17 protein-coding genes and 1 tRNA gene are annotated in these 15,798 nt (G+C 63.7%); 12 read left to right on the top strand and 6 right to left on the bottom strand.

The genetic code is table 11. From position 1 onward, the window contains the following. Positions 1 to 2: 2 nt before the first annotated feature. The 7 genes from NWF24_RS12085 (at position 3) to NWF24_RS12055 (ending at position 6,587) form a co-directional block, all read left to right on the top strand. Positions 3 to 296, top strand: coding sequence for a DUF1330 domain-containing protein (locus NWF24_RS12085; protein WP_097199017.1), 294 nt, complete (start codon positions 3 to 5; stop codon positions 294 to 296). Positions 297 to 384: 88 nt separating this feature from the next. Next, positions 385 to 1,299, top strand: coding sequence for a DMT family transporter (locus NWF24_RS12080; protein WP_258354370.1), 915 nt, complete (start codon positions 385 to 387; stop codon positions 1,297 to 1,299). Between the two features lie 24 nt (positions 1,300 to 1,323). Continuing rightward, positions 1,324 to 2,049 carry an alanyl-tRNA editing protein gene (locus NWF24_RS12075; RefSeq protein ID WP_258354369.1) on the top strand — a complete coding sequence of 242 codons (726 nt, stop codon included), beginning with the start codon at positions 1,324 to 1,326 and terminating at the stop codon, positions 2,047 to 2,049. A 12-nt stretch (positions 2,050 to 2,061) separates the two neighbouring features. Then, positions 2,062 to 2,739 carry a Rieske 2Fe-2S domain-containing protein gene (locus NWF24_RS12070; RefSeq protein ID WP_258354368.1) on the top strand — a complete coding sequence of 226 codons (678 nt, stop codon included), beginning with the start codon at positions 2,062 to 2,064 and terminating at the stop codon, positions 2,737 to 2,739. A 280-nt stretch (positions 2,740 to 3,019) separates the two neighbouring features. After that, on the top strand, positions 3,020 to 4,123 hold the full coding sequence (locus tag NWF24_RS12065; RefSeq protein WP_258354367.1) for a Leu/Phe/Val dehydrogenase: 1,104 nt from the start codon (positions 3,020 to 3,022) through the stop codon (positions 4,121 to 4,123). Further along, positions 4,120 to 5,259 (top strand): acetylornithine deacetylase, encoded by a 1,140-nt coding sequence (argE, locus tag NWF24_RS12060; RefSeq protein WP_258354366.1) that lies wholly within the window; start codon positions 4,120 to 4,122, stop codon positions 5,257 to 5,259. Before NWF24_RS12065 ends, argE begins: the two co-directional genes overlap by 4 nt. Continuing rightward, positions 5,256 to 6,587 carry an MFS transporter gene (locus NWF24_RS12055; protein ID WP_258354365.1) on the top strand — a complete coding sequence of 444 codons (1,332 nt, stop codon included), beginning with the start codon at positions 5,256 to 5,258 and terminating at the stop codon, positions 6,585 to 6,587. Before argE ends, NWF24_RS12055 begins: the two co-directional genes overlap by 4 nt. 77 nt (positions 6,588 to 6,664) lie before the next feature. Here NWF24_RS12055 and NWF24_RS12050 read toward each other — a convergent pair. The 6 genes from NWF24_RS12050 to cysS all read right to left on the bottom strand — a co-directional run bounded on the left by NWF24_RS12050 (position 6,665) and on the right by cysS (position 12,143). Beyond that, positions 6,665 to 6,757: transfer RNA gene (locus tag NWF24_RS12050), tRNA-Ser, on the bottom strand. Between the two features lie 27 nt (positions 6,758 to 6,784). After that, positions 6,785 to 8,053, bottom strand: coding sequence for an aspartate kinase (locus tag NWF24_RS12045; RefSeq protein WP_093056409.1), 1,269 nt, complete (start codon positions 8,051 to 8,053; stop codon positions 6,785 to 6,787). 55 nt (positions 8,054 to 8,108) lie between these two features. Further along, positions 8,109 to 9,086 (bottom strand): tRNA lysidine(34) synthetase TilS, encoded by a 978-nt coding sequence (tilS, locus tag NWF24_RS12040; protein WP_258354364.1) that lies wholly within the window; start codon positions 9,084 to 9,086, stop codon positions 8,109 to 8,111. 15 nt (positions 9,087 to 9,101) lie between these two features. After that, entirely contained in the window at positions 9,102 to 10,082 is a 981-nt protein-coding gene (locus NWF24_RS12035) for an acetyl-CoA carboxylase carboxyltransferase subunit alpha (protein ID WP_093056407.1), read from the bottom strand. 16 nt (positions 10,083 to 10,098) lie between these two features. Further along, the gene (locus tag NWF24_RS12030; protein ID WP_093056579.1) at positions 10,099 to 10,749 is read right to left on the bottom strand and encodes a DNA-3-methyladenine glycosylase family protein; all 651 of its coding nucleotides are present in this window, start codon (positions 10,747 to 10,749) and stop codon (positions 10,099 to 10,101) included. Between the two features lie 17 nt (positions 10,750 to 10,766). Continuing rightward, complete coding sequence (cysS, locus tag NWF24_RS12025) at positions 10,767 to 12,143, bottom strand: cysteine--tRNA ligase (RefSeq protein ID WP_258354363.1); 1,377 nt, start codon at positions 12,141 to 12,143, stop codon at positions 10,767 to 10,769. 204 nt (positions 12,144 to 12,347) lie between these two features. On the opposite strand from cysS, the gene NWF24_RS12020 reads away from it, so the two are divergent. Genes NWF24_RS12020 through NWF24_RS12000 form a run of 5 tightly spaced genes read left to right on the top strand, consistent with a single transcriptional unit; the run spans position 12,348 to position 15,757 of the window. After that, positions 12,348 to 12,938: a tetratricopeptide repeat protein gene (locus NWF24_RS12020; protein ID WP_093056405.1), complete on the top strand. Its 591-nt coding sequence runs from the start codon at positions 12,348 to 12,350 to the stop codon at positions 12,936 to 12,938. Positions 12,939 to 12,998: 60 nt separating this feature from the next. Beyond that, positions 12,999 to 13,607 carry a peptidylprolyl isomerase gene (locus tag NWF24_RS12015; protein ID WP_375338451.1) on the top strand — a complete coding sequence of 203 codons (609 nt, stop codon included), beginning with the start codon at positions 12,999 to 13,001 and terminating at the stop codon, positions 13,605 to 13,607. Between the two features lie 32 nt (positions 13,608 to 13,639). Then, positions 13,640 to 14,152, top strand: a complete 513-nt coding sequence (locus tag NWF24_RS12010) for a peptidylprolyl isomerase (RefSeq protein WP_258354361.1) — start codon at positions 13,640 to 13,642, stop codon at positions 14,150 to 14,152. A gap of 19 nt (positions 14,153 to 14,171) precedes the next feature. Further along, entirely contained in the window at positions 14,172 to 14,948 is a 777-nt protein-coding gene (locus tag NWF24_RS12005; protein WP_258354360.1) for a UDP-2,3-diacylglucosamine diphosphatase, read from the top strand. Positions 14,949 to 14,965: 17 nt separating this feature from the next. Next, positions 14,966 to 15,757: a M90 family metallopeptidase gene (locus NWF24_RS12000; RefSeq protein ID WP_258354359.1), complete on the top strand. Its 792-nt coding sequence runs from the start codon at positions 14,966 to 14,968 to the stop codon at positions 15,755 to 15,757. Positions 15,758 to 15,798: the final 41 nt, after the last annotated feature.

Here is a 15,798-nt window from a genome sequence, read left to right as displayed (position 1 = left end):
ATATGGTCGCCTATCTGATTGGCCGGATGTCCATTGTGGACCCGGATCAATACAACCAATACAAGCAACTCACGCCCGGGATCATAGAAAAGTTTGGAGGCAGGTTTCTGACGCGGGGAGGCGAGCGCATGCATTTGGAAGGCGCTCTGGATGATCGGCGCGTGGTTCTTGTTGAATTCAAATCTGCCGATGCGGCGAGAAAATTCTACGAATCGCCGGAATACACCTTTGCGAAGGGATTGCGAAAGGATGCTGCAGCCGATATGCAGCTCATGGTGATCGAGGGATTTGAATAGCGATAGCTCTTCGCCCTGCCCTTTTGATGCTTTAAAAAACAAACTGGCTGGCACGACCGATGGAGACCCGGTCGTGCCGGAATGAAATATGACGACTATTGCCCTACCTGTTGCTTCAAAAAGCAAAAACTTCTTTTCTTTCGTTGCGCTTCTGCTTGGCGCGGCGGCGTTGGCGCTGGGTGGCGTTTTTCTTCGCCACAGCGAATTGCCTCCGACCGCGAGCGCGGTCTATCGGGTTGCGTTGGCAATTCCGATTTTCTTCCTGCTCGACATGCTTGCGGCAAGAGCCGAACCAGTGCGCGCGACCGGCTCGCCCTCTGAAAAAATGCCGGCCATTCCGGTCAAGCTCATTCTTGTCGGCTTCATTTTTTCCGGGAATCTGGCGCTTTATCACTGGTCGATGACGCTGACCACGCTGGCCAATTCCAATCTTCTTGCCAACCTTGCTCCGATCTTCGTGGTGCTTGGGTCCAACCTGTTTCTGGGTAAAAAGTTCAAGCCCGGCTTCCTGTTCGGGATGCTGTTTGCGCTGGCCGGCGCATTCATCCTGATCGGGCATCGGCTGGATTTCGGTTCGACCTATATGGCGGGAAATCTGTTAGGACTTTTGACCGCAGTTTTTTACGGCTCGTATCTCCTGGCGGTCAGCCTTGTGCGCTCGAACTATCGGACGATGACCGTCATGGCATGGAGCAGCGTCGGTACGTTGATCATTCTCCTGCCCATCACGCTCCTGCGCGGCGAGTCGCTTGTTCCGCACACGATCAACGGAATGCTGATGCTGCTGGCGCTGGCAGTCGTCTCGCACGTCGGAGGCCAGGGCCTCATTGCCTATGCGCTGGCCAAGCTTCCGGCCGCGCTTTCTTCAATCACCCTGCTGATACAGCCCGTCATTGCAACCGTGCTCGGCGCCTATCTGTTCCATGAATATCTGAGCGCCACCGAGTTTGCGGGGGCCGTGATCATTCTGATCGGCATCGTTACCGCACGACGATTTTCTTAAGCGTTTCCGTCAACCGAGGAATTCATGTCTCCTTATCTCTGCCATATCGAACCTGATTGCTTTCAATTCGAAGCCAATGTCATAGCGCGCCGCCCGAATGCGGTTCTTCTCGACCGGTCTTTCTTCTATCCGGGCGGCGGTGGGCAATTGGCGGATCGCGGCACGCTGCAATGGAATGGTGGCGAGATCAAGATCAGCCGGGTCGAAACGGAGGGTCGCAATGCGTGGCACGTCTTCGACGAAGCTGAAACCGCCTCCATTCCCGGCGACAAGGTCGTCGCCAAAGTGGACCAGGATTTCCGCTTCATGATGAGCCAATTGCACACGGGCCTGCACATCCTCAATGCGCTCGTCTATCAGCGCTTCGAGGGCTCGCTGGTAACGGGCGTGCAAATGGCAGCCGATGGCACGGCCCGCATCGACTTCGACTTGCCCGCGGCCGACAACAACGAACTGCGCATGCTCGAGCCCGAACTCAACACCCTCATCTCCGACGGGCTGCAGGTGAATGCGGTTTACCTCGACGCGGCCGGACTCTCGCGCGAACCCGGGGTACTCCGCAGCCGTTCTGTAGCACCACCGAGCCAGGACGACGGCACCACGCGCATCATCGAGATCGTGGGACTCGACCGGCAGGCCTGCGGCGGAACGCATCTTTCGAAGACTTCGCAATCGGCACCGTTGCGCATCCTGAAGATCGAGAACAAGGGACAGCACAACCGGAGGATCCGGATCGGCTTGGTCAAATAAGACGAGCGAGCCATGCCGCCCGTTGAACCGCCCCCCTCGCGCCCTCTGCCCGAGGGCTTTTTGCCTCCGAACTGCACGTTCTCCGAGCAAGACTGGCCGGTTCTGGCCAGGCAGTGGTTTCCGGTCTCACGTGTCGACGAGGTGGCGGCAAAGCCCAGGCAGATGATCTTGCTTAACCTCAGGTTGGCCATCTATCGCATGCCCGATGGCATTCGCATTGGCCGAGACATGTGCCCGCATCGCGGGCTGCCATTGAGCACGGGGCGCATCGAAGACAACGAGCTGGTCTGCGCCTATCACGGCCTGCGCTACGGGTCCGATGGGCAATGCCGCAAGGCCCCCGAGAAGCTTGCACTCAAGACGGTGGAATGCTTCAGGATCACGATGTTTCCGGCTGTTGAACGCCATGGCCTTGTCTGGACTTGCCTGATTCCTCAAGGCGAACCGGGAATACCGGATATTCATTCAACGATTGAAGCTCCCGACCTGGAGCATCCGGCATCGCCAATCAAACTTCGATATGAAGATTGGATGAGTTCGGCGGAATTCGATTTTTCAATCGATGAGATAACGATCAATCCCGAGCATCACCAATCGCTGCAGGATCTCGCACTGAACGAGTACCAAAGGCTGTTCAGGGAGATGGGATTGATTACGACGGCGCCCGCATTGCAACCGTCCCGCGCCTGATCTTGCGGCGCCAAATTTTCACCAATATCACCGCGTCTCCCGATGTCATGCTGTGCCCAACAGCGAGGCCATCACATGACGCAATCATTCCGCCAAGCAAGCCCTGAAGTTCTGTCGCTCACCGATGCGGTGCTCGACGTTCCTCCAGTAGAGCTATCGCTATATCTACATCGCTTGCTGCTGTTTCTAGCCTGCGCCCCCAGGCATTGATGCGGCAGCGGCCCTGGAGCAGGCCGCGTCCGCATTCGTTCACATCGAAACTCAAAAAACAGATAAATAAATGACCGTCTTCTCTACCGAGTCTTTTGCGGACCACGAACAGGTCGTCTTCGTATCCGATGATCGGGTCGGGCTCCGGGCCATCATCGCCATTCACAGCACCCGGCTCGGGCCGGCCCTGGGCGGATGCCGCATGTATCCCTACGCCGACGAAGCTTCCGCCCTGCGCGATGTGCTTCGCCTGTCGCGTGGAATGACTTTCAAGGCCGCGGCTGCGGGACTCGGCCTGGGCGGCGGGAAGTCGGTGATCCTCGGCGACCCGCGCAAGAGCAAGACGCCCGAACTGCTGCGCGCGATGGGCGTGGCGGTCAACCGCCTGGGGGGCCGCTACATCACCGCCGAAGACGTTGGTACCACTGTCGCCGACTTCGCCTGGGTACGACAAAACACCCGGCACGTGGTCGGCTTGCCGGAAGAACTGGGCGGCACCGGAGATCCTTCGCCGACCACGGCATTGGGCGTCTATCACGGCATCGTGGCGAGCGTCGCGCATCGGCTGGATCGTGACCTGCGTGGGCTGTCAGTGGCAGTGCAGGGCCTGGGCAACGTCGGCTGGAACCTGTGCCGGTTGCTCGCCGCCGCGGGGGCGCGCCTCACGGTATCCGACGTCGATGCGGCGCTCGCGCGCAAGGCCTGCGCCGAGTTCGATGCGCAGGCGGTCGAACCCGACGCGATCTACGCCGTTCAGGCCGACGTGTTCTCTCCTTGCGCGATGGGTGCCGTCGTGAACGATCGAACCCTGCCGCAGATGAAGTTCCGGGTGATCGCCGGCGGCGCCAACAACCAGCTGGCCGGCGACGAACATGGCAGGCAGCTGCGCGACAAGGAAATCCTGTACGCGCCGGACTTCGTGATCAACGCGGGCGGCCTGATCCGTGTGGCGTCGGAGCACGAGGGATTCAATGCCGCAAAGGTGGATTCGCAGGTGAAAGCCATCGGCGCCACCCTGCACCGGATCTTCGAACTCGCTGAACGCACCGGTACACCGACCCAATCCGCAGCCATGCAGCTCGTGCAGGAGCGGCTGGGCCGCGGCAACTCCGGCAGAAGCATGAACAACGGCAACAACAGCGCCAGCAATGCCCTGGCCGAGCGTGTCGCATGACCACCATCGAGATCCTCAGAACCCTGGTGGCATTCGACACGACCTCGCATCGCTCGAACCTCGACCTGATCCACTGGATCGCCGACTACCTCGCGGGACACCGGGTGAAAGTGCATCTCGTGCACAGCGAGGACAAGCGGAAGGCGAACCTGCTCGCCAGCATCGGCCCCGACATGGCGGGCGGCATGGTGCTCTCCGGGCACAGCGACGTCGTGCCCGTGACCGACCAGAACTGGAGCGCCAATCCCTTCACGCTGGTCGAACGCGACGGCCGCTTCCACGGCCGCGGCGCGGCAGACATGAAGGGCTTCATCGCCGCCTGCCTGTCGGCCGTGCCTGCCTGGCAGCGGCGTCCGCTGGGCCGTCCGATCCACCTTGCTTTCTCTTATGACGAAGAGATCGGGTGCCTCGGCGTTCCGGAGCTCGTGAACCGCTTGAAGACGCAAGTGGAAGCCCCCGCGCTGGCCATCATCGGCGAGCCGACCGAGATGCGGATCGGCGTCAGGCACCGCGGCTTCTTCGGGCACAGGGCGCTCTTCAGCGGGCTTCCCGCACATTCGAGCGACCCGTCACTCGGCGCCAGCGCGATCGAGCCTGCCGCCTACCTGGTCACCTGCCTGGCCGGACTGCGGCGCAGCTTTGCCAGCCGGGGTGGCGAGGCCACGATCAACATCGGCCGGATCGACGGAGGCACCGCCATCAACATCGTGCCGGGGTGCTGCGAGGTCTTGTGGGAGTTTCGTCCGCAAGATGAAGCGGCTGCGGAACTCGTGCGCGATACGGTCCGGGATGCGCTGATGGACCTTCCCGCTGGCGTCACGGTCGAGGCCATGCAGGTCGCGGGCGTGCCGGCGCTGTCGGCACGCGACAACGACGCTGCGGTCTCGGTCGCGCGCGAACTCGGCGCGCTCTGGCCGGAGGCAGACCTGCCATTCGGCACCGAGGCGGGCTTCTTCCAGCAGGTCGGCATTTCAACGGTGGTATGCGGCCCCGGCTCCATCGCGCAGGCGCACCAGCCGGACGAATGGATCTCCGCAGCCCAGCTGCAGGCGGCCGATCGCTTCATGCAATCGGCCGGTGCATGGGCGCTCGCCGAAGCCGATATCTCACCCGCCCCTTCTCTCAAGACAGCATGAAAAATCTCGACGCAGCCACGGTGGCTGATGCCACCAGCGCCTTCGGCGCGCTCGCCTCCAACGAGCCCCACGATGCAACGCGCCGGATGATTCCCGCAGCGGTCATCGGCAACACGCTCGAGTGGTTCGACTTTGCTGTCTACGGCTTCTTCGCGATCACGATTTCCAAGCTGTTCTTCCCCACCGGCGATGAAACCTCTTCGCTGTTGCTGACCGTAGCGACCTTCGGCGTGGGCTTTGTGATGCGGCCGATCGGTGCGGTGATTCTTGGCGCGCTCGGCGACACGCACGGGCGCAAAGCCGCACTGTCGACAACGATCCTGCTGATGGCGCTTGGAACAGCAATGATCGGCCTGGCGCCGACGTACGCCGATGCAGGCCTCTGGGCGCCCGCGTGGATCGTGCTGGCGAGGCTGATCCAGGGCTTCTCCGCCGGCGGCGAGGTTGGAGGGGCAACAGCGTTTCTCGTCGAGCACGCGCCGAAAGATCGCAAGGGCTATTTCGCAAGCTGGCAGCAGGCGAGCCAGGCCGGCGCGCTTCTGCTCGGCTCGCTCTTTGGCGCGACGCTCACGGGAATACTGAGTCCCCAGCAGCTGGAAGCGTGGGGCTGGCGAATCCCGTTCCTGTTCGGCCTGGTCATCGGCCCGGTGGGCTGGTACATCCGAGCCAAGACGCGGGAGCCCGCAACCTTCGAGCGGGCCAAGGCAGCCAACCAACAGGCGTCCCCACTGAGGCAGGTGATGGGCTCGTACCGCAAGGAAATCATTGCCGGGTTCGGCGTCACCATCGTGTGGACGGTGTGCACGTATTTCTTTCTGGTCTACATGCCGACGTATGCCGTGCGCACGCTGAAGCTGCCGCAGAGTGCATCGCTGTGGGCGAATGGCGCCGGGCTCCTGGTGCTGGTTGTGCTGGCGCCGGTTTTCGGCGGGCTCTCGGACCGGATCGGACGCCGGCCGCTGTTGATCGGGTTCGCTGCGGCGATCCTCGTGCTTGCCTATCCGGCGCTCTGGCTGCTCACGGCCTTTCCGAGTGCCGCGACCTTGACGGCTGTGCTGGTCGTATTTGCCGTGCTGATCGCCGGGTTCACCGGCCCCGCTCCCGCCGCCATGGCCGAGCTCTATCCACCGCAGGTGAGGTCCACGGGGCTTTCGATTGCGTACAACTTTGCTGTCACGATCTTCGGTGGCTTCGCGCCATTCATTGCCACGGCGCTGATCGCCCGGACCGGGAGCCCGCTCGCCCCCGCGTGGTACGTGATGTTCGCTGCGGCCGCCAGCCTGGTGGCGCTCCTGGTCGGAGGTTCGGCCCTGCGCAGCAAGGCTTAGTGCCAAAGTTCTTTTCTGCCATGGGCTCGGACAGAAAAAAAGCCCCTGTAGTCTCACAACTACAGGGGCTTTTGTCTTGGCGGAACCGGAGGGATTCGAACCCTCGATGAGGCTCTACACCCCATACTCCCTTAGCAGGGGAGCACCTTCGGCCACTCGGTCACAGTTCCTGAAAGAAGCCGAGATTATGCCATCACTTAGGCGCTCGGTTGGTCGAGATCGAACGCTTTATGCAACGCTCGCACGGCCAGTTCCATATATTTTTCGTCGATCACGACCGAGGTCTTGATTTCGCTGGTCGAGATCATCTGGATGTTGATGCCCTCTTCGCTCAGCACGCGGAACATCTTGCTCGCCACGCCCACGTGGCTGCGCATGCCGATGCCGACGATGCTGACCTTGCAGATCTTCGTGTCGCCGACGATTTCGGTCGCGCCCAGCGAGGGCATGACCTTCGACTGCAGCAGATCGATCGTCTTCGCGTACTCGTTGCGATGCACGGTGAAGCTGAAGTCGGTCTTGCCGTCCTTGCTGAGGTTCTGAATGATCACGTCGACTTCGATGTTGGCGTCTGCCACTGCACCGAGGATGTGATACGCGATGCCGGGCTTGTCGGGCACGCCGAGCACCGAGATCTTGGCTTCGTCGCGGTTGAATGCGATGCCGGATACGACGGCTTGTTCCATGTTTTCGTCTTCCTCGAAAGTGATCAGCGTGCCGGACTTGGCCTCTTCATTGATGTCGATGTCCCACGGCGTGAAGCTCGAAAGCACACGCAGCGGCACCTTGTACTTGCCGGCGAATTCCACCGAGCGGATTTGCAGCACCTTGGAGCCCAGGCTCGCCATTTCGAGCATCTCTTCGAAGCTCACGGTCGTCAGGCGACGCGCATCGGGCTCGACGCGCGGGTCGGTCGTGTAGACACCGTCGACGTCGGTATAGATCAGGCATTCGTGCGCCTTCATGGCCGCGGCAATGGCCACGGCTGATGTGTCGCTGCCGCCACGGCCCAGCGTGGTGATGTTGCCGTCGTCGTCCACGCCCTGGAAGCCGGTAATGACCACCACCTTGCCGGCGTTCAGGTCGGCCATCACGCGCTCGTCATCGATGCTTTCGATGCGTGCCTTGGTGTACGAGTTGTCGGTGCGAACCGACACCTGCCAGCCCGCGTAGCTCACGGACTCGACGCCTTCGGCCTGCAGCGCAATGGCCAGCAGCGCCGACGACGCCTGCTCGCCTGTCGAGGCCAGCATGTCGAGTTCGCGGTTGTGGGCCACACCGGGTTTGCTGGGCGCCAGTTCCTTGGCCAGGCCGAGCAGGCGGTTGGTCTCGCCGCTCATGGCACTCGGAACCACGATCATCTGGTGGCCTGCGCGCGCCCACTTGGCGACGCGCTTGGCGACATTCTTGATGCGCTCGGTCGAGCCCATCGACGTACCGCCGTATTTGTGAACGATCAATGCCATGGGTGAAATCAGAGAAAAGGAAAGGGCCGCTTGAAAGGCGGCGCCCTGCAAGCTGTCAGAGCAAAGTCTTTGGCGAGGGCGGAGCATTGTACCAATGCAGGAAATCGCCCTGCCGCTCGGCGAAACCGGCGGCCACCTTGAGGTGGATGCGGTGGCCGCGCGTGGTGCAGGCGCGGACCTGGTCGAGCAGCTGGTCGAGCTGCGCGGCGCTGGGGGCGCAACCGTGCGACTGCATCAGCCAATGGCGCAGCGCGTTGGCCTGGCGGGCACGCGACAGCATCTGCAGCGTTGCGATGCGCGGCGGGCTACCCACGGCTTCCAGGTCTTGCGCCGCCAGTTCGTTCAGCAGTTGCTGCGCCTGCGCGGCATGGCCGGCGCTGCGCGCAAAGGTGGCGCGGAACTGCGGAAATACCTGCTCCAGCGCGGGCAGCAGCACGGAGCGGATCCTGTTGCGGGTGTAGCGCGCGTCGTCGTTGGTCGGGTCTTCGATCCACGGCAGATCGCGGCCGGCCAGCCATTTGCGGATGTCGGCGCCGGCAACCGCAAGCAGCGGCCGGTAGATGTCGAGCCCGTGGCGTTGTGTATGCACCGGCATGGCCGCCAACCCCGGCAGCCCGGCGCCGCGAGACAGCGCCAGCAACAGCGTTTCGACCTGGTCGTCGGCATGATGCCCCAGCGCTATGGATTTGATAGCCGCCCTCGCCCCATCAGCGCGCGCCATCTCGGCAAACGCCCCATAGCGAGCACGGCGGGCCGCGTCTTCAGGGCTGTCGCCCGGCGCATGCCGGGCATCGACGCGATGCACGACCAGCGGCACAGCCATGCGCTCGCACACGGTACGGCAATGCTGCTCGAAGCCGTCGGCCGCAACCTGCAGCCCGTGATGCACATGAAAGGCAAGCACCTGCCCCGGCCAGCGCGATGCGCAGGCGGCCAGCAAGGCGGTTGAATCGGCACCGCCGCTGAACCCCACCGCCAGCGGCCAGTGCGCCGGCTCGAACGCGGCAACGGCGCGTTCGAAAGCGGAGTTCATGACAGCGCCTGCGCGTTATCTGCCGGTGTCGGCCTTGGTGTCGTTGAAGCGGCCGTAGCTCTGCAGGCGCTCGTAGCGGCGCTCCAGCAGTTCCTTTGGCTTCAGGTCGCTGACCTGGCGGAAGGCATCATTGAGCGCGCGCTTGAGAAACGCAGCCATCTGGCGATGGTCGCGGTGCGCGCCGCCGACGGGCTCGTTCACGATCTTGTCGACCAGGCCCAGCGCCTTCAGGCGGTGCGCGGTAATGCCCAGCGCATCGGCCGCTTCCTGCGCCTTTTCGCTGGTCTTCCACAGGATGGAAGCGCAGCCTTCGGGGCTGATGACCGAGTAGATCGAGTACTGCAGCATCAGCAGCTGATCGCCGACCGAGATGGCCAGCGCGCCGCCGGAGCCGCCTTCGCCGATGATCGTGACGATGATCGGCACTTCGAGCTGCGCCATTTCGAAGATGTTGCGGCCGATGGCTTCCGACTGGCCGCGCTCTTCGGCGTCGATGCCGGGGTACGCGCCGGGGGTGTCCACGAAGGTGAACACCGGCAGCTTGAATTTCTCGGCCGTCTTCATCAGGCGCAAGGCCTTGCGGTAGCCCTCGGGCTTGCTCATGCCGAAGTTGCGCGCGGTGCGCTCCTTCGTGTCGCGGCCCTTCTGATGGCCGAGCACCATGCAGGGCACGCCGTTGAAGCGCGCAAGGCCGCCCACGATCGACAGGTCGTCCGAGAAATGCCGGTCGCCGTGCAGTTCGACGAAATCGGTGAAGATTTCGTTGACGTAGTCGAGCGTGTAGGGGCGCTCCGGATGCCGTGCGATCTTGGTGATCTGCCAGGGCGTCAGGTCGCTGTAGATGTCCTTGGTGAGCTGCTGGCTTTTCTTGCCGAGCTGATCGATTTCTTCAGAGATGTCGACCGCGGATTCGGTCTGCACATAGCGCAATTCTTCGATCTTTGTTTCGAGTTCAGCAATGGGCTGCTCGAAGTCGAGGAAGGTTCGTTTCGCCAACGTCTTCTCCTGTTGTTCAGTACGCGACCGGTACGGGGTCGAGCGATCGCCAAATATACCAAGTCGCCACGCTGCAATATGGTGCCCAGGCCACGGCGACGTCGCGGGCATCGCTTCGGCTGACGGGATCGCCCGAAAAATAATTGACGCTGATGCCGTTGAGCAGCCCCAGGTCGTCTACAGGCAGCACATTCGGGCGCATCAGGTGGAAGATGAGGAACATCTCTGCCGTCCAGCGGCCGATGCCGCGAATGGCCACGAGTTCTTCGATGATGAGCTCATCCGACATGTCTTTCCACGCATCGACGTGGACCATGCCCGAATCGAAATGCAGGGCCAGGTCGACGAGGTACTCGATCTTGCGCGCCGACAGCCCCGCCCCGCGCATGTCGTCGACCTTGAGCTTGAGCACGTTGGCCGGCGTCAGCTTGCGCGGCAGCGCGGCAAACTTGTCCCAGACCGACTGCGCGGCCTTCACCGAAATCTGCTGACCCACGACGCTGCGCGCGAGCGTGGTGAACGCATCACCGCGTGATTCGAGGCAGGCGTCGCCGAACTTCGGAATCAGCCGCTTCATGACGCGGTCTTTTCGCGAGAGGTGCTTGCATGCCTCTTCCCAATAGTCCGGCGTGTAGATCTGAACGCTGGTCTTCTTGCTGGCGGGCATGGGGTTCGTCGTTCCGTTCACTGCGCAGCCGCCCAGGTCGTGCCCGTGGGCGAATCCTTGAGCACGATGCCCTGCTCGAGGAGTTCCTGGCGAATGCGATCGGCTTCGGCGAAGTTCTTCGCGGCCTTGGCGGCGGCGCGCTCCGCAATACGGGCCTGGATGGCCGCGTCGTCCAGCGCGCTGCCGGCCTGCAGGAAGGCCCGTGGGTCGCCTTGCAGCAGACCCAGCGAGCCGGCCAGCGCCTTCAGCAGGCCGGCAGTCTCGGCGGACTTGGTGCGGTTGACCTCGCCGGCCAGCTCGAACAGCACGGCAATGGCTTCGGGCGTGCCGAAGTCCTCGTCCATGGCGGCCTTGAAGCGCGCGGCATACGGCTGGGTCCAGTCGATGGCCATGTCGGCCGGGGCGACCAGGTCGAGCGCGGTGTACAGGCGCTTGAGCGAATTGCGGGCATCGTCGAGGTGCGCGTCGCTGTAGTTGAGCGCGCTGCGGTAATGCGTGCGCACCAGGAAGAAGCGCAGGCTCTCGGCGTCGTACTTCTGCAGCACTTCGCGAATGGTGAAGAAGTTGCCCAGGCTCTTGGACATCTTCTCGTTGTCCACGCGCACGAAGCCGTTGTGCACCCAGAAGCGCGACAGCGGCTTGCCGTTGGCGCCTTCGCTCTGGGCGATTTCGTTCTCGTGGTGCGGGAACTGGAGGTCCGCCCCGCCGCCGTGGATGTCGAAGGTCTCGCCCAGGGTGGCGCAGCTCATGGCCGAGCACTCGATGTGCCAGCCTGGCCGGCCTGTGCCGTAGGCGCTTTCCCACTTGGCGTCGGCGGGCTCGGTCGGCTTGGCGGCCTTCCAGAGCACGAAGTCGAGCGGATCCTGCTTGCCATCGAGCACGGCGACGCGTTCGCCTGCGTGCAGTTCGTCGAGCGACTTGCCCGACAGCTTGCCGTAGCCCGGGAACTTGCGCACCGCGTAGTTGACGTCGCCGTTGTCCGAGCGGTAGGCCAGACCTTTTTGCTCCAGCTTCTCGATGATGCCGAGCATCTGCGGCACGTATTCGGTGGCGCGCGGCTCGATGGTGGGCGGCTCGATGCCGAGCGCGCCGATGTCCTCGTGCATGGCCGCGATCACCTCGTCGGTCAGCTCGCGGATGGTGATGCCGCGCTGCACGGAGCGGGCGATGATCTTGTCGTCGATGTCGGTGATGTTGCGCACGTAGGTCACGGCGTAGTCGCTGGCGCGCAGCCAGCGCTGCACCACGTCGAACGCCATCATCATGCGGGCGTGGCCGATGTGGCAGAAATCGTAGACCGTCATGCCGCAAACGTACATGCGCACCTGTCCCGGTTGCAATGGGGAGAATTCCTCCAATTCACGCGACAGCGTGTTGTAGATGCGCAGACTCATGAGATTCGGAAAGCGTCGCTTCGCGCACGTACGGCACGGGCGAACGACGGTGTTTTTCAGGGGTGACGGGGACTGTGGTCGCGAGGGGTTGGACATGGCCCCTCGGCTACAATGAAACCAAGTATAAACGGCTGCCACCGCGCAGCGTTCGGGTGTTCCCCAAGCCCGCAAGCCTGCATCTCCCCCCATTTCCGCCGAGGCTTCATGAAGCACGCCGCATTCTCCAGACTCTCCATTGCCTTCGCACTGCTGTTCAGCCTGTGGGGCTCCGCCGTGCACGCCAACGAATACGACGACGTGAACGCGTTGCTGCGCCAGGGCAAGTCGAACGAAGCGCTCGCCAAGGCCGACACCTACATCGCCGGCAAGCCGCGCGACCCGCAGATGCGCTTTCTGCGCGGCGTGATCCTCACCGAGCAGAACAAGCAGGCCGAGGCCATCACCGCCTTCACGCAGCTCACGCAAGACTTCCCCGAGCTGTCCGAGCCCTACAACAACCTGGCCGCGCTTTATGCGTCGCAAAGCAAGTTCGACCAGGCGCGCAACGCCCTCGAGCAAGCCCTCAAGCTCAATCCGAACTACGCCACGGCGCACGAGAACCTCGGCGACGTGTACGCCCGCCTCGCGGCACAGGAATACGTGCGCGCGCAACAGTTCGCCAGCACCAACGCCAGCGTCGCTCCCAAGCTCGCGCTGATCCGCCAGATCTTCAGCTCGAAGGCCGAAGCCGAGGCAGCCGCCCTGCCCGCGCCGCCAGTGGTCATCCGCAAGCCGGTCGGCCGCACCAGCAAGTAATCGCCGCCGGCACGGGCGCCCCAGGGTGCCTGCCGCGCAGCCCCGTCCCTTCATCCGCACATGGAGCCCCGTTTGACGACTCACACCCTCTCCCGTTTCAGCCGCCGCAGCGCCCTCGTCCTGGCCGCCGCACTCACGTTCGCCGCCACGAGCTATGCGCAATCGGCCGCGGCACCGCGCGTCAAGCTCGCCACCTCGGCCGGCGACATCGTGGTCGAGCTCGATGCAGCCAAGGCGCCCAAGTCGGTCGAGAACTTCCTGCAATACGTCAAGGACAAGCACTACGACGGCACGGTGTTCCACCGCGTGATCGACGGCTTCATGATCCAGGGCGGCGGCTTCACGGCCGACCTGCAGCAAAAGCCCACGCGCGCGCCCATTCCGCTGGAAGCGAGCAACGGTCTGAAGAACGACAAATACACGATCGCCATGGCCCGCACCGGCAACCCGAATTCCGCGACCTCGCAGTTCTTCATCAACGTGAAGAACAACGACTCGCTCAACGCGCCCAACCCCGACGGCTACGGCTACACCGTGTTCGGCAAGGTCGTTGCCGGCACCGACGTGGTCGACAAGATCCGCGCGGTGGCCACCGGCAACAAGGGCGGCATGCAGAACGTGCCGCTCGAGGCCGTCACCATCAAGTCCGCCACGCTGCTGGCCAAGTAAATTCCTTTCCCTTTCTCAAGCAGGAGCCCCTCATGAGCAACCCCCAAGTCGAACTGCACATCAAGAACTACGGCGTGATCACGCTCGAACTCGACGCCGCCAAGGCGCCGAAGTCGGTCGAGAACTTCGTCTCGTACGTGAAGAAGGGTCACTACGACAACACGGTGTTCCACCGCGTGATCCCCGGCTTCATGGTGCAAGGCGGCGGTTTCGAGCCCGGCATGAAGCAAAAGCCCACCGACGCCGAGATCCAGAACGAAGCCAACAACGGCCTGAAGAACGACAACTACACCGTGGCAATGGCCCGCACCAGCGCGCCCCACTCGGCCACCGCCCAGTTCTTCATCAACGTGTCCGACAACGGCTTCCTGAACCACACCGCACCTTCGGCCCAGGGCTGGGGCTATGCCGTGTTCGGCAAGGTCATCAACGGCACCGACGTGGTCGACAAGGTCAAGGCCGTGAAGACGGGCCGCAAGGGCTTCCATGACGACGTGCCGCTCGAAGACGTCGTGATCGAAAAGGCCGTTGTCACCGCTGAATGACGAACAGGCGCGACGCGGCATGACCACAGTGGCGAACCCGGCTTTTACCGAGCTGGTGGCGCCACCCGCGTGGCGCACTGTCGACCTGATTTCCGACCTGCACCTGCAGGCCGGCGAGCCCGCCACCTTCGAGGCCTGGCAGGGCTATCTGCAGACCACGCCGGCCGACGCGCTGATCATCCTCGGCGACCTGTTCGAGGTGTGGGTGGGCGACGATGCCGCTGCCCAGCCCGGTTTCGAGGCCCAGTGCGCCGAACTGCTGCGCCGCACTGCGCAGCGGCTGCCGGTGTTCTTCATGCACGGCAATCGTGACTTCCTCGTCGGCCCCGCGCTCGCGGCGCAATGCGGCTTCACGCTGCTCGACGACCCGACGGTGCTCGTGCTGCACGGCCAGCGCTGGCTGCTGAGCCACGGCGACATCCTCTGCCTCGAAGACACGGAGTACCTCAAGTTCCGCGCACAGGTTCGCACATCCGAGTGGCAGGCCGCGTTCCTCGCGAGGCCGCTGGAAGAACGCCGCGCGCTCGCGCGCTCCATGCGCGTGCAGAGTGAAGACCGCAAGCGCAATCCGTCGACCGTCTGGGCCGATGTCGACACCGCAGCGGCACGCGAGTGGCTGCAACAGGCGAACGCCCCCACGCTGGTGCACGGCCACACGCATCGCCCCGCCGATCACGACATGGGCAACGGCCTGCGCCGCGTCGTGCTGAGCGACTGGGATGCTGCCGCGCATCCGCCGCGCGCGCAGTTGCTGTGCCTCTCCACCGCCGGCGCGCAGCGCGTCGATCTGCGCTAGCCGCGCCGCCTCTACCAATGTTCAAGTGGCTGCGCCGCCTGCGCGCCCTGCCCCCGATTCCCGAAGCCGCCTGGCAGGCCGCGCTCAGGCGCTACACCTTCCTGGGCGCACTGCCGGACACCGACCGGCAACGCCTTCGCACGCTGACGGCCGAGTTCCTGCGCGACAAGGAATTCCATGGCGCCAAAGGCTTCACCATCACCAACGAAGTGGCGCTGGCCATCGCGGCCCAGGCTGTGCTGCCGGTGCTGCACCTCAAGGGCGGACTGAACTGGTACGACGATTTCGTCGGCATCGTCGTGCACCGCTCCGAGGTGGTGGCGCGGCGCAAGGTGGTCGATGAGGCCCAGGTGGTGCATGAGTACGGCGAAGTCGTGGCCGGCGAGGCCATGGAGCGTGGCCCCGTCATGCTGAGCTGGGACGACGTGCTGGCGAGCAGCGTCACCAGCGAGCGCGGCTACAACGTCGTGATCCACGAGTTCGCCCACAAGATCGACATGCGCAGCGGCGACGCCAACGGCTGCCCACCGCTGCCGCCCGGCTTTGCAGGCCAGCGCAACGCGCGCGCAGCCCGCAAAGCCTGGCTCGCCGTGCTGCAGTCCGCCTACGACGACTTCCGCGAGCAGACCATCAAGGCGGAACGCTTCGGCACCGAGCCGCCGTGGCTCGACGCCTATGGCGCCACGTCGATCAGCGAATTCTTCGCGGTGGCCTGCGAGGCCTACTTCGTGAGCCGCCCGAACTTCGCCCGTGACTTCCCCGGCGTGCTCGCGCTCTTCGATGAATTCTTTCTGCCCAGAAGGCCCTGACACCTGAACAGGGGGCAGTCAATTTGCAGCTGCTGCGCAGC

This window comes from Variovorax paradoxus (assembly GCF_024734665.1).
Classification (GTDB): Bacteria; Pseudomonadota; Gammaproteobacteria; order Burkholderiales; family Burkholderiaceae_C; genus Variovorax.
The sequence above is the reverse complement of the archived record's forward strand: the minus strand, read 5'-3'. Positions and strand labels throughout refer to the sequence as shown.